Source organism: Burkholderia sp. JKS000303 (assembly GCF_002563755.1).
Lineage (GTDB): Bacteria > Pseudomonadota > Gammaproteobacteria > Burkholderiales > Burkholderiaceae > Burkholderia > Burkholderia anthina_B.
Genome location: NZ_PDBZ01000001.1, coordinates 3,387,604 through 3,402,824, shown reverse-complemented (window position 1 = coordinate 3,402,824; position 15,221 = coordinate 3,387,604). Strand labels below are relative to the sequence as shown.

The window sequence follows — 15,221 nt, the reverse complement described above, 5'->3', positions numbered from 1 at the left end:
CGTGGCTCGGATGACGGTCGACGGGACGCGCACGGGCCCGACCGGCAGCCTCTCATCCGCGTATTGCACGCGCGGGACGGGAAGCGCCGGAATTCACGGCCTCATGGGAAATGACGGGCGACGCGCCGGATACCGCAAGCGCGCGGGGTGCGCCTGCCGCCGGGACACGACGGCAGGCGGTGGTAAGCGTGAGGGTCAGGTGAGCACGACGATGCCGCCGGGCAACCGCGTGATGCGCGCGCCGTATGCGTGACCGAGCGTGTCGATCAGCGCATCGAGCCGCGAGACCGGCGCCTGCGCGGCCACGCTGGTCCTGCCCAGCGACGCGTTCCGGAGAATCACGCGCCCGTGGCGATAGCGGTTGATTTCGTCGATGACCTGCGCGAGCGGCACGCCGTCGAACACGAGCATCCCGCGCCGCCACGCGACGACCGCGACCGGATCGACGGTCGCGACCGGATGGACGAACCGGTCGTCGTACACGAGCTGCTGCGCGGGCGACAGCGTCAGCCTGGTGTGCGGATGCTCGAACGCGACCGAGCCGGACACGCACGTGACGCAGACCTGCCCGTCGTCGCCGCGACGGACATCGAAGCGCGCCTGCGTCGCACGCATCCGGCCGCGCCCCGCGACGACCACGAAGCCGCGCGCGGCCGGCTCCGCGACGATCTCCGCCTCGCCGGCGAGCAGGTCGATGCCGCGCTGCGGCGCGGCACCGGCCGACGCGCGCAGCGCATCGATCCGCGTCTGCGCGCCCATCGCGACGGTCACGCCTTCCGCAACGGCGATCTGGCGCTGTTCGCCGGTGCCGGTGCGGTAGTCGGCGGCGAGATCCGTGAGCGCGGGCCACAGCCGGAACGGCGGACGCAACGCGAGCCACGACGCGCCGGCCGCCACCGCGAAACCGACGAACGCGCGCCGTCCCGGCCGCAACGCGGCCTGGCGGCGTGTGCCGGCCGCCGCCGCGCGCCCTGCCGCCGCCTCCTGCTCGGCAACGCGCACGCCGGCCGGGCGCAGTCCGGCCCACATCTGGCGAACCGTCGCCGCGGTCTGCGGATGCGCGGCGCACCATTGCCGGAACGCATCGAGCTCGGCCGGCGTGACCTGCCCCGAGCGAAGGTGCACGAGCCACCTGGCGGCCTGGGCCTGTACGTCGTCGGGAGAGTCGTCCGGATGGGTCATCATCGAGGTATTCAAAATTTCCGCCGCCCGCTGGTATGGCTCTCGCCGCTTTCGCCGCGCGCGTTCATCCGTTCGAGGCAATAGCCGATCGCGTGGCGCAACTCGAGCTCGACGAGCCGCAGCGAGATGCCCATCCGCTCGGCGATCTCGCGGTTGAGCTGCCCTTCGACGCGCGCCGCGAGCAGGATCGCCCGGCGCCGCGGCGGCAGTTCCTGCAACACCTCGGCCAGCAGGTCGACCGTCAGCCGCGCACCGACGATCCGTTCGGGATCGGCGCGATCGTCGGGCATCTCGAGCACCTCGTCGATGTCCGCCTGGTCGACGTAATGCTGGTCGCGACGATGCTGGTCGATCGCGAGGTTGTTCGCCATGCGCATCAGATACGCTTCGGAATTCGAAACGGTACCGGGCACGCTCGCATTCTCCAGCTTGAGCCAGGTTTCATGCAACAGGTCGGCGGCCCGGTCGCGCGTTCCGACCAGCCGCTCGAAGCGGCGCAGCCAGTGCGCGTAGCGCGATTCGAGCAGCTTCTTCAGGTGACTGCGGGTGCTGTCGGTCATGATGCGTTACCGCGCCTCCTGTTCGGCGGCCGGGCAGTCGGCGTGGATCCCGTTGCCCGCCGGGCGCAGCAGGATCGTCACCGGCTCGGGGAACCCGGCGGGCGGCGGCACGTCGAGCGTCAGCCCGCGCAGCGAGCGGCCGATCGCCGCGTCCCGCGCGGGCATGCCGGTCGACGCGAGCAGGTCGACCATCGCGACCTTGCCGCCGCGATCGATCAGCAATTGCGCGGCCAGCCGGTAATCGCCCGGCCGGGTCAGCGGCGACGCGCACAGCGCGGTGGTCAGGTTCGCTTGGATCATCGCGATATAAGGACGGAAGTCGCCGCCATCCAGTGCCCCGTCGGTGGTGTTCGTCGTTGACTGCGCGCGGGCCGGCGGCGCCGCATCGTCCGGCTCGACGACCGCCTGGTCCGCGCCGACGACATTCGCCCGCAGGCCGGTTCCGGCCAGCGCCATGCGCAACGCGTCCGCCGGCGTATAGGTGCCGTGGACCGGCGCGCTGACGCGACCGTCGATCAACGGCTTCGGCGCGACGACGACGAGGCGCGTCGCGTAGAACGCACGCAGCAGGTCCGCCAGCGGCTGCGCCGGCAGATCGAAGCGTTGCGCATCGGCTACCTCGGCATCCTGCCCCCGGGCATACTGCGTCGTCATGAAACCCCATCCCGCGACGCAGGCGGCAAGCGCGAGCGCACCGGCCGCCGCCCGGTAGCCTGTCATAGCTCGAAACCGGAAAATAGGTTCGACGCGACGTGGTCTCCGAAGCGCCATCCGCATGAAACCGGACGGCATATCCTAGAAACCGGATGTGACACTCCCAAGTCAGCGGCGCGTGCCGGCGGCCGGCACCGGCCGGCGGCACGGTCGCATCCCTGCGTCCGTCGCCCGCCTGCCGGACGAGACGAACGCCGCCCTAGCTTCCGTTCAACCGGTTCTGCTCCTCCCGCGTGAGAAAGCGCCGCTGCGTGTCGCCGGGCTCGCCGAGGCCGAGCACCGCAACCGACGCGTTCGGCCGGTAGCCGACGGTTTCGCTGCCGCGCCGCTTCTTCTGGTCCGCACCGCCGGCGTCGCCGAAGCCTTCGACCTGCACCGAGATCGTCCAGCGCCGCTGGCCGTCGCCCGCGTTGTTCTTCGCGAGATCCTGCGCCATCTGGCCCGCCGCCGACGCCGCCGAACTCGCCGCGGTCAGCGCACCGGTGTTGACCGCCTGCACCATCGGGATACCCGTTGCCTTGCCCTGCACCTGGATGTTGTCCGCGTTCGCGACATGCAGCGCCGCGACGTTCAGGTTTCCCGACACGCGGATCCCCGCATCGCCCGCGTCCACCGTGCCGCGCGGCGCGATCAGGTTCGCGTCGCTGACCGGCGCGCCCGGGATGGTCTGCAACGTCGCGATGCCCGCGCCCGTCACTTCGCCGCGCGCGTCGACCGTGCAGTAATGGTTCGGATCGCAAACATAATTCGGCGCGGGTGTGTCGGCCACCGACTTCGAGCCCTTGCCGGCGTTGATGTCGCCGTTCGAACTCCAGATCGTCATGTTGCCGCCCTGCTCGGTGAAGATCCGGCTCTGCGCGAGCAGCACGCTCTGGTCGGTGAAGATGTCGATGTCGCCCTGCTCGAGCGTCAGGATCCCCATCGTGCCGGGGCCGGCCACGACCGCGCCGTACGAGCCGACGATCGCGGGCGGCGCCGAGGTGCTGCCGATCAGCGCGCGCCCGCCCGGCCCGAGGATCGAGATGTTGCCGCCCTGCTGCGTCTGGATCGTCGTGCTGCGGATGTCGAGGTTGCCGGTGGTGACCGGATGGTTCGCGCCGTTCGTGCCGCCGCCGAGATTGTTCGCCGTGTAGCCGAGCGCGCTCGGGAACAGCGTGTTGATCGCCTGGTAACCGCGCGCGTACTGCTGGTAGTACGGGCTCGCCGCATCGTTGTAGTCGAGCCCGACGCGGCTCAGCACGCTGAACAGCACCTGCTCGGCGAACAGCTGCTGCACGTACGACGGCAGCGCCTGGAATTGCTTCCACGCGTCGCCGGCCGTCAGCGAGCCCACCTGCGCCTGCGCGGCCTGCTTGTCCCTGGCCAGCCCGGTATCGATGACCTGCCCGGCGTCGTACTGCTCCATGAACGCGATCAGCGCCGGCGTCGCGCTCGGCACGCCGGGCACCGCGCTCGCCGGATCGATGTACGCCGAGATGAACGCCGCATTGTCGACGCCCGGACCGACGCCGAACAGCACGTTGATGTTCGCGCTCTCGTGCGGCAGCGCCGGGTTGTCGGCGTTGCCGATCGCGTCGATGCCGGTCTGCGTCGGGCGGTAGGCCGACGTCAGTGCGGCATAGAGCTGCGCCTGGTTCGTGAGCGGCCCGATGTCGCGGCCGGCCTCGATGTCGAACGTGCCCGGGCCGGCCAGCAACAGCCGCGGCGCGGCGCCGCCGCTGTTGGGCGCGACCGTCGTGTCGTAGATGTCGCGGCCGGCGAGGATCCGCGTGATGTCGGCTTCGCGCAGGTTCTGCCCTTCGAACGCGAGGTTCACGATGTCCTGGCCGGCCTGGATCAGCGCCGGCTTCGGCAGCACGACGTCGACGATGTTCTTGTAGAAGCCTGCGCTGTTGCCGTTCGACGTATCGAGTACGCCGTCGGTCACGCTGCCGTTCACGCTGTAGATTCGCACCGGGCTCGTATCGTCCGCGTGCAACGGGCTCGCACCGTGTGCGTTCGCGACCGCGAACGGCTGCGTGGGCGAGCGCATCGCCGCCGGATCCGAATCCGACATGCCGAAGGTCGCGGTCGGGCTCGACAGGCTCACCGACTGATCCGCGATCAGGTTCAGCTGACCGAACGCCGACGGGAACAGCACGCCGCCCGAGGCGACCATGATCCCCCCCGTGAACGCGGTCAGGTTCAGGCTTGCGGGCAGGTCCGTGCCGCCGCCCACGAGGTTGCTGCCGAGCGTGCCGAACCGCACGTCGCCGGTGGTCGACTGCACGTTGACCGCCGACGTCGCCGAATACGGCTGCGCATCGGGGTACACGAAGTAGCGCGACGCGTTGCTGCTCGTATAGGACGGATCGACCGCCGCGCCGATGTCGACGCCCTGCCGCGCGCTCACGTCGAAGATCCCGTCCTGCACCGCCAGCACCGTCGCCACCGGCAGCGGCGGTTGCCCGAGGTACGGCGGCGGCACGCTGAAATCGGCGGCGATCTGCCCGCCCGCGGTCAGCGTGCCGGTGCCCCGGGCAACGAAGTAGTCGCCGCTCAGGATGTCGCCGCCCGCGTGCACGCTGAGGTTGCCGCCGCCGACCGTCACCACCTTGCCGGTGCGGTCCAGATACCAGGTCGTCGGCAGCGACACGCCGAGATCGGCAATGTTGCCGCCCGCGTCGATCGACACGTTGCCGCCGACGCTCATCACGCCCTGGTTGAACTCGCCGAAATCGATCGACGTGCGCGTGATCGGCACATACGACGACGTGTTGCCGGCGCTCAACGTGCGGGTCGGCGTGATCTGCATCCACTGCCACCAGTACTGGCTCGTGTCGCTGCCCGTGAGACCGGTGACGGCGCCAGTCGTATCGGTCGTGTACTCGATGCCGGTGATGTCGCCCTGCGCGCGCAGCCGGATGTCGCCGGCCGCGTCCGGGTTGACGACGGGCGACACCAGGATGTCGGGCAGGTACGAGTTGCCGCCGGCGTTGACGATCAGCGTCGTCGTGCCCTGTGCCGGCGCGTTCGGATCGGGCGCGCCGGCCGTATAGATCACGCCCGGCACGCGCGGGTTGGCCGGATCGTCCTTGGCGGTCAGGTCGAACAACGCGATGTTGTTGCCCGCGGCCACGTCGATCGAGCCGGTACCGGTGCGAATCATCGTCGGCGCGAGCAGCAGCATGCCGTTGCCGTCGAGATACGCGGTATGCCCGTCCATCGTGACGCTTCCGTCGTTCGGGCTGCCGCCGTTGAACGCGGCGCGCGCCTGCAGCGCGAGCGGGTTCACGCTGCTCAGGTCGGCGCCCGACACCACGCGGAACGAGCTGCTGTCGCCGCCGGCCAGCGACGCGGACTGAAGCGGCAGCGGGTTGCCGGCGGTCGCGACCGGCGCCGGCGTGTTGTCGGTCTGCACCGGCAACGCGATCGACGTCGACGTGATCACCGCGACCGGCTGGACGGCCGGCGGCGTCACCGCCGGCACATAGGCTTCCTTCAGCGTCTTCGCGTAGAACTGGCTCGTCGCGACGAGGTACTTGTTGTAGTCGTTCAGGTAGATCAGGTACGACGCCGGATTGACGGCCTGCTCGGCCGCGGTCGGTGCGACCGGCGCCACCGGCGCGCCAACCTGCGGCTGCCCGCCGAAATGGAACTGGAAGATGATCTGGATGTTGCTGTTGTTCGGCTTCCAGCCGAGCGGTGCGGTGATGTCGGAGGTCGCGGTCCGGCCGAGATACTCCGCATACGCGGTATAGAGCGTGTAGTACTCGGCGATTTCCTCCGGCGTACCGCCGACCGGCTGGCCCGGGCCGAACGTGATGTGGTGCGCGGGGCCGCCGAGCGACGTCTGGCCGTAGTACCAGACGCCGTAGCCGTATTCGGCATAGGTGCCGTTCGGCGTCTGGTAGGCCGCTTGCGCGGCGTCCAGCGACGACAGCGGCGGCACCACGATCGACCCGCCGCCGAGCGGATTGCCGATCTGGAAGAAGCCGTCGGTCAGGCTGGCATTGACCTTCACGCCGTTCTCCGCGCGCAGCGTCACGATCGGCGCCTGGCCGTGGAAACGGAACGCGGGATCGGACGCCGACGCGCCCGCGCCGAGATTCCAGTTCGTCAGCACCTGGATGTTGCCGCCGTTGATCGCGGCGCTCGGGTTGTCGAGCTCGATGCCCGGCACCACGCGCGCGTTCGCGATCCCGGTGCCGGCGAACGGATCCGGCATCGCGGCGAGCCCGTCGCGCACGAAGCCCATCAGCGTGCCCGGCGCCGCCGCCGTCGCGTCGCCGTTCTGATAGCCGTAGAAGGTTTGGTGATCGGCGTTCGCCGTTGCCGGTACGAAATAGTCGGCGCTCAGGTACGGTTTCAGTTGATCCGCGCTCAGGCTGCCCGCGGTGTAGTTCAGCACCGTGTTGCCATTGCCGTCGGTGAACGTGCCCGACACGAGGTTGCCCGTCGCGTCGTACCAGCCGGCCGGATCGACGATACCGTCGAAGTGCTGCGCGCCTGTCGTCGCGTCTGTCGTGCTCCATACCGCATAGGCTTCGAGCGTCGTCGAACGCGAACCCTTGATTCCGTATTTCGGATCCGACGGCGCGTTCAGCGTCACGTTGGTCGTGCCGTCCATCAACAGCGGCGCGCGGAAATTCACCGTGCCGCCCGACAGGCCGCCTGCCGTGCCGCCTGATACGTCGATCAGCGCGTTCGCGCCCAGCACGATCCGGCCCGAGTTCGCCCGTTCGATGTTCTCGTAGCCGTAGGTCGCGTTGGTCGCGATCGAGTGGCCGTTCGCGTCGACGATCGTTGGATCGAACACCGCGCTCGTGCCGATGTTCACCTTGCCGCCGCGTTGCTTCGCGTCCGAGCCGCGCGCGAGCAGCGTGCCTTCGATATCCACGCCGCTGCGGCCATACAGGTCGATCTCCCCGCCCGCGTTGCCCGATGCGTCGATCGTGCCGAGCACGTTCACGTTGCCGTTCGCGGTGTCCGAGGCGTTGCCCGCGCCGCCGTCCGCGGTCAGCGAGACCGTATGCGCGGTCAGCGTGTTGCCTGAAGACAGCGTCAGATTGCCCGCCTTCGTATGCATCGTGATCGCGTTGTTCACGCCGCTTGAGGCAAGCGTTTTAGCAAGGGCGTCGAGGTCCGCCGCGCCGCTCGTATCGAGCGACAACGAACCGCCCGCGTAGCCGGCCGCCGCACCGCCCTTCAACGTGCCGTTCAGGTTCACGACCTGTTGCGGAGCTGACAACGTCAGGCTGCCTGCTGCGCCACCACCGGTCGCACCCGAGAAGTCCAGCGTCGAACCGGATTGCACGTCGACCGTACCGTGGTCCGCGGTCAGCGTAATCGATCCTGCCGGCGCGTATTGCGTCACGTCGAAGAACTGCTTCGATACGCCCGCCGAACTCACCGTCGAACCGCTGCCGATCGTCAGGTCGCCGCTCGTCGCCTCAAGGCTCACGTTGCCTGCCGGCGCCATGATCGTCGCGCCGTTGTCGGCAAGCGTGCCGCCGATGAAGTTGAATGCACCGCCTACCGGCGTCTTCGTCAGTGCGCTACCCGGTGCGCCATTCAATGTCAGCGCGCCGGTCGTCTGGACCGTCGACGCCGAACTCGTATCGGCCAGATACACGGGCGCGGCAAGCGTCACCGGCAATGCGCCGAAGTCGAACGTGCCCGTGCCCTGCCCGACGATCCCGCCCGTCGCGGTCATGCTGACCGAGCCGAATCCGCTCAATGTCTTCGTCCCCGTGCCGAAGTCGATCTCCTTCGCGTTGACCGTCAGCGTGCCGCTGCCAGTGGTCGAGGTCGCGTTCGGTGCACTCTCTTCGTTCGTGAATGCGATCTGCGGCGCATTCAACGTCACATGACCGCCGTCGCTCGTGAACGTGCCCGCGCTCAAATCGACACTGTTGCCGAACGTCGCGTTCACGTCGCCCACGAAACCGATCGCGCCATAGCTGCGCAGCGTGACTTGCTGCGCGTTCGCGAACTGCGCAAGCCCGGCCGGGTCGATCACGAAGCCCGGCAGGGTCGCAGCAGCCGCTCCACCTGCGTTCGTGAACGTAATCGCGGAGCCATCGGCCGTGATCGCCTTCGCCGACAGCACTGCACTCGGATCGACCTTCAGGTCGCCCGACGAATCGAGCGTCAGCGCCTGCCCGCCCGCGAGCGTCGCGCCGGCACCGACCGTCAGCAGCCCCGTGCCCGTACTATCGGTGCGCGTGAGCGGCGCCATCGCGCCGTTCGACACGCGCAGCAGCGCGCCGTCGCCTGCGATCGCGATCGGCTGGTCCTTCGCCGCCGGGTAATCGCCGTCGGCTGTAATCGACGCGCCCGCATCCACGCGCAGCCCGTTCGCCGCGCTCGGATCCGTGCCGTTCGCATCGGCCTTCGTGACCAGCAGAATCTCCGGCCCCTTCAGCGACGTATTGCCGTCGTTCGACACCACGACGCTATTCGCGATCGGCGTGATCGTCACACCGTTCGTGGTGGCCGTGCGCGTACCGCCGATCAGCAAGCTGCCCGCATTCAACGAATCGAGCGCATCCGCACTCACTTGCAAATACCCCGCCAATGCAGGCGCGCCACTACCCGTAACCTGAATATCCTGCGACGCGATATCGACCTCGGCCGGCGCACCGCCTGTCGCCGCCGCCGTATTCAGCGTCGCCCCAAGTGCGAGCGCCTTCGTCGCGGCCAGCACCAGTTGCCCGCCGTCCATCGGCAACGGCGGTGTCACATTCCCCTTGCCCGTGGCGAGCGCCGGGAAGAAGCTGTTGGCGTCCTGCAGCGTGTACTGTGAGTACTGCTGCCACACCGGCCCCGACTGCACGTTGAACAGCGTCGGCATCGCGCCGCGGCTGCCCGTCAGCGCATTGGCGAAGTAACCCGCCGTCACCACCGTCCCATCCGGCAACACCGTGCTCGCGCCGGGCGCGACATTGCCCGTCGTGCTCGACACCGTCACGCGATACGCGCCCGGCAGCGTCGCATACTTGCCCGGCAGCAGCGTGTAGTAGCCCGGAGTCAGCCCCGGCACCCCCGACAGATACACGGCCTTGCCGATCGCACTCGTCAGCGACGCCTGCCCGACGCCCGCACTGAGCGTCGCGCTGCTCACCGAACCGTTCGCATTCGTCGCCGGCTGCACGGTTTGCGCAAACACCGGATCGTAAGCGGCGACCGGCGACTGCACACCGGGCACGATCGCATACACATCGGTACTGCCGGCATTCACCGGCACCGCAACGCCCGACGCGTTGGTCGCGTAGCTCACGTTGTACTGCGACAGCACGTCCCGCGTGCCCCCGGTGCCCTGCACCCATTCGACCGCCTGCAGGTTGCCGCCGCCCGACAGGTCGACGGTCGCGCCCTTGTCGAGTGCCACGCTGCTGCCGTTCACGCCGATGAATTTCGCCGGCGGTGCGCTCAGGTCCGGGCGCGCGTTGCCCGCCGACGGGTTGAACTGCCACTCGACGTCATCCACGGTCGTGCCGTACGGCAGCGTCAGGTTGCCGTTCGACACCGACGTCACGCTGCCGCTTGCCAACGTCACCGAGTCGGTCGCGACCAGCGGCAGGTTGTCGAACTGCGCCTGCGTCGCCGCATTCGACGGATCGCCGACGCCAAACACGAGCGTGCCCGACGGCGCGCGCACGGTGCCGCCCTGCACGATGTGCGTCGCATCGACCAGCAGCGTGCCGCCGGCCGACAGCGGCGTACCGGACGTGCCGTTCGATTCGAACGTGACCGTCGTCGGCACCGGTTTGCCCGTCGCACTGTCAACGGGCCCGACCGCATCGACGATGAACGTGCTGCCGGTTGACGGATACACGTCCGCCGCCTTGAACGTCAGGTTGCCGGGCGTATAGAGCTTGCCCGGCGCGAGCGGCGTGTCCGCCGTCAGCGGCGCATTCGTCGAGCTGAGCCGGATGTCGCCGCGACTCGTGAAATTCGCGTTGTCGAAGTTGTTCAGCTGGAACTGATTCTCGAGATCGATGAACGACGCATTCACGTTCAGCGTCGCATCGGAGGCCGCGGCGACCGGCCTGAACGGTTCCGTCGATCCGGTGATCTGCGGTCCGAAGAACGCGACATACGGCGCATCGATCGTCACCGTGCTTCCGATCGCCGGCTGCGGCTGCGCGAGCATCGTCTGCAGCACCGGTGTCGGCGTCGAGTACGGATCGGATTGCGCCGGCGGCGTCGACAGCAGCGTCTTCAGTTGCGCGTCGCTGATCGCGGCGATACGTCCGCTGTTCACGCTCACCGATTCGGCCAGCTTCAGATCGACGTCGCCGGCAAAGACGATCGGGACCGGTACGCCGATCACGGCGGGATCGCCGAGCACGAGACTGGCGATCCCCGAGCCGTTCAACCGATCAGCCGCGAACTGGATCACGCCCCCTTGCGCGACGACGGGCAGGCCGGTCGTCGGATCGATCGCGCTCGAAAAATCCTGGCCGGGCGTCAACCCGGCCGGCACGAGCGTGCCGCCTTGTCGCACGACCAGCGCGGTTGCACCGCTCAGACGCGGCAGGATCGCCAGCGTGCCGCCCTGGGCCTGCGCCGCGCCGGCATGCGCGTCGAGCGTGCCATCGAAGAAGAGCCCGTGCGACGCGGCCAGCGTGATCGAGCCGGCGTCGCTCCACACCGGCTGCGACGCGTACGTGCCGTTCGCCTGCAGCTGGTCGAAGTGCGCCGACGCGCCGGACACGTCGATCCGCGCACCGGCCTGCGCGACCACGAAGCCCGAATCGTCGGACAGCGCGACCGAACCGCCCGGCAGCACCTTGCCCGTCACCGGCACACCGATCGTCGATCCGTTCTTCACCGGCGCCGCGAGCGGGTTCGTCAGCGCGACCCCGGACACGTCGAGCACCGCGTCCGATCCCAGCCACACCGACTTGCCCGCGCTCGTATAGCCGGAGTCGAACTGTCCGCTCTGCGAGTACGGGCTGTTGGCGTGCGAATCGGCGCTCAGCGTGATCGCGCCGCCCGGCGCGACCAGCGAGCCGAGCACGGTGACCTGCGTCGGCGAACCGAGCCCGATACTGCCGCCGGGATCGGTGACGATCGACGCGCCGTGCCCGATCAGCACGCTGCCGGTCGCATCCGGGTAGATCGGCACGGGCCCGGCCGACAGCCCCGTCAGGTTCAGGTAGTTCGGCCCGGCCCACAGGTAGTTCCCGCCGGTGAGCGCGATCTGCGTCGGCTGCCGGTGATACGCGTCGATCGCGCCGATCGACGTGAGCCCGCCCGCCGCGAGATTCGCGCCGCTCGGCGCCCGCTGCAGCGCCGGCACGTCCGGAATCAGGTTCTGCTGGGTGACGAGCACGGTCGTGTCCGGCACGACGCTTGCATCGAACATCGCCTTCAGCAGATAGCTGCCGAACCCCTGCCGCGAAAAGAAATCGGCCGGCAACGCGAGCGCCCACGCGGGTGCCGACGACGCATCGCCGCCGATCTGGAATCCCGAGGTCTGCAACGTCAGCGTGCCGCCGCCGGCGAAGCCGTAACTTTGAATCGTGCCGTCCAGCTTCAGGTTGACGTCCGGCGGCGGCGCGAGATACGACAGCGGGTTCGCGTCGGCGATCAGCGATACGTTGCCGCCCTTGCCGACCGGGATCCCGTTGCTCGACAGCAGCCGGCCGTTCGACAGCATCTGCCCGCCGCTCGACACGTCGAGCACGCTGCCCGCCTGCAGGTCGATCCCGCCGCCGGCCGACAGCACGATGCTGCCGCCGTTCACGTAGTGGCTGCCGCCCGGCGTCGTGCCGGCCGCGGCCTGCGTGTCGTTGTTCACCCACTGGCCGGCGGTGCTGAGCAGCGCGTCCGGGCCCACCACGATATCGCCATAGGTCGACAGCGCGATCGTGCCCGACGGCACGACCAGATCGCCGAGCACCGTGATCGGGTGCGGACTGAGGATGCCGTTGGCCAGCGTGATGCTGCCGCCCGGTTGCAGTTTCAGTTGCGTGCCGTCCGTGACGACATAGCCCTTGCCCGCCATCTTGTCCTCGATGACGTTGAGCTTCGAGAATCCGCCGCGGTTCAGCGTGTCGACCGGCACGACGTGCGTCGCGAGCAGGTTGTCCGGATCGGTGTCGGGCAGCGCATTCAGCGCGTCGCGATCGAGCGGCGTCGCGATCCCGAAGCCCGGCGCCAGCGCGTCCAGTTGCGGCGCCTGCGGCTGAAGGATCACGAGGCTCTTGTCGCCCGACGTCGACGTGGTGCTGCCCTGCGTGAGCTGCGCGTTGTTGCCGAGACTGAACGTGCCGCCCGACGGCTCGCTATTGCCCTGCACCTGCTTCGATCCGGCAAACGCCTGGGCGGTAATGTCGCCGTCGAGCACCAGCGCCTGCGTCGCGAACAGGTTCAAGGTCCCGGCGTTGCCGCCGACGATGTAGTCGCCCACGTAGACGCCTGCGTTCAGTAGCGGGTTGTACCAGGTCTTCGTCACGCCCCAGCGCGGGTGCGATTCAATGAACTCGCCGGCGATGCCCACATACCTGTCGTACGGGCTCGCCTGCCCGATCGGCACGATCGCGCCGTTCGCGTCGACGAGCCGCGTCGTATTCACCATCCCGCCGTCGTAGTGCACGTAGCCGCCGTTCAGGTTCATCGACGAACCGGCGGCCGTCATCACTTCGTTACCCGACAGCGTGATCGTGCCGCCGTTCGTCAGCAACTGGTCGACCGTGCGCGGAATCAGGTTTACATAACCCGACAGGTTCAGGATCGGGCTGCCGACCCACTGCACGCCGTCGCTGCGCGTGCCGGACAGCGTGCTGTCGACGACGACGTTCTTCAGGCCGAACAGGAAACCGTCGCGCAGCAGCGGCGAATCCGCGAGTTCGTTCAGGCCGACGCGGCCGACCGTCACCAGCGTATCCGAGATCGGCAGTGCGACGTTCGCGAGCCCCGACACGTCGATCGTCGCGCCGTCGTCCACGTAGATCCGGCCGCCGACTGCCTGGATGTCCGGCGACGGCGCATAGGTTGCAGGGGACAGCGCCGCGACGGAAACGTTCGAGCCCGGCGCCTCGACGAGCGAGCCGCCCTGGAACCAGACCGAGCCGGCCGTCATCGAGATGCTGCCGGGCGTGAAGCTCGTGCCCGGCGCCGACGTCACCTTCTGGCCGTCCTGGTCGGCCAGCACGGCGGTCACCGAGTTCGGGCCGAAGCTCAGCAATCCTGCGCGATTGGTGTCGTTGACGCCCGATCCGTCGCTGTTCGTCAGCAGGGCGCGCCCGAAATACGCGTTGCCGGCCGGGTTGTTCGCGTTGTATTCGTCGACCGTCGAAATCGTGATCGTGCCCGGCGCGTTCACACTCGTCGTCACGCCGACCACACCGTTCTGCGCGACGCGGCTGCCCAGCAGGTTCACGTTGCCGCGCGCGGCCTCGATGATGCCGGTGTTGGTCAGCGTGCCAGCCGGCGTCAGGTCGATCGACGAATACGTGTCGATCGGGATCATGATCTTGCCGGTCAGCTCCGGCAGCAGCACTTGCGGATTGTTCGTGTTCGGCCGCAGGCTCACGCCAACGCCCGCGGCCAGCACCACCTGCCCGGCCGTCGCGGTGATGCGGCCGCCGTTCGTCACGTCGGGCGCGGCGATCATCACGAAGCCGCCGTCGCTGATCGTGCCGTTGATGTGCGTCGTGATCGACGCGCCCGGCTCGATCGTGATGCCGCCGGACGGTTGATACTGGCTCGACGAACTCACGCCGACCTGGTTGCCCAGACCGAGCACCTCGTACGGCACGCCGCCCTCGCCCTGCACGGTGCCCGAGGATCCCGATGCCGGATACGCGAGGCCGCCGGTCGTGCCGGCCGGCAGGCTCAGGAACTGCTGGTTGCTCGCGACGATGCCTGCCGCATCCTGTACCAGATTGCCGACCGCGACCGGCAGGCGGTTGACGTAGGTCTGGTTGTAGTCGTTCATGTTCAGCAGATCGAGCGACGACGCGACCAGCGAATGCACGTTCACCTGCGAGCCCGCGCCGAACAGCACGCCGTTGCGGTTGATCACGTACACCGCGCCCTGCGCGGTGACGTTCCCCAGAATCTGGCTCGGCCGCCCGCTCGGGTCGTTCACCCGGTTCAGCACCGCCCAGTTGTTCGCGCCGTTCGTCTGCGTGCCCGCCGACTGGTCGAAGTTCAGCGTCGTCTGACGCCCGACGTTCATCGTCTCCCACGTCAGCACCGCGTTCTGGCCCGTCTGCTTCACGTCCACGTTCACGTGGCCGGACGCATCGACGTTTTGTGTCGGCGCGTTTGCGTTGAACCACAGCACCGGATTGTTCGGGTCGTTCGTCGCGCCCGCCGCCACCTGCAACCCGCCCGGTGTCAGGCCGTTCGGCACGGTCGACGGCAGCGCCGCCGCCGCGGCCGCCGCGCTCTGCTGCGCGGCGATCTGCGCGGCCACCGCCTGCGCCGCATGTCCGAGGTTGCGGATCGACGGCTGGCTCGCCTGCAGCGCCTGCTGCGGCGACACGCCGAGGTTCGCCGCACCCGGCAAACCGCCCGCACCCGCCGCGCCGCCGCCCGGCGCGCGCGCCGCCACCTGCCCCAGATTCATGATGCCCGCCGCGTGCGCGTGCGCGCCGCTACCCGCAGCGAGCATCAGCGCGATCGCGTGACACAGCGGGCGGACCCGAAGCAGGCGCGCCTGCCCGGCGGATTGGACCGATTTCGACTGCCTCTGCGTACGACCGCTCATAGCGAATTCCCCGTTAGCAACATCCGTCATCTAACGCCCTGACGAAGCGGCTTCGC

At 68.9% G+C, this 15,221-nt stretch carries 4 protein-coding genes; all 4 read right to left on the bottom strand.

The annotated features are described in order from the left end of the window. Positions 1 to 195: 195 nt before the first annotated feature. The gene (locus tag BX604_RS16225) at positions 196 to 1,185 is read right to left on the bottom strand and encodes a FecR family protein (protein ID WP_257146336.1); all 990 of its coding nucleotides are present in this window, start codon (positions 1,183 to 1,185) and stop codon (positions 196 to 198) included. Between the two features lie 8 nt (positions 1,186 to 1,193). Beyond that, positions 1,194 to 1,742 carry an RNA polymerase sigma factor gene (locus BX604_RS16220; RefSeq protein WP_098551688.1) on the bottom strand — a complete coding sequence of 183 codons (549 nt, stop codon included), beginning with the start codon at positions 1,740 to 1,742 and terminating at the stop codon, positions 1,194 to 1,196. Positions 1,743 to 1,748: 6 nt separating this feature from the next. Then, positions 1,749 to 2,462, bottom strand: a complete 714-nt coding sequence (locus BX604_RS16215) for an STN domain-containing protein (RefSeq protein ID WP_098551687.1) — start codon at positions 2,460 to 2,462, stop codon at positions 1,749 to 1,751. Between the two features lie 193 nt (positions 2,463 to 2,655). After that, complete coding sequence (locus BX604_RS16210) at positions 2,656 to 15,069, bottom strand: filamentous haemagglutinin family protein (RefSeq protein ID WP_098552909.1); 12,414 nt, start codon at positions 15,067 to 15,069, stop codon at positions 2,656 to 2,658. Between the last annotated feature and the right edge of the window lie 152 nt (positions 15,070 to 15,221).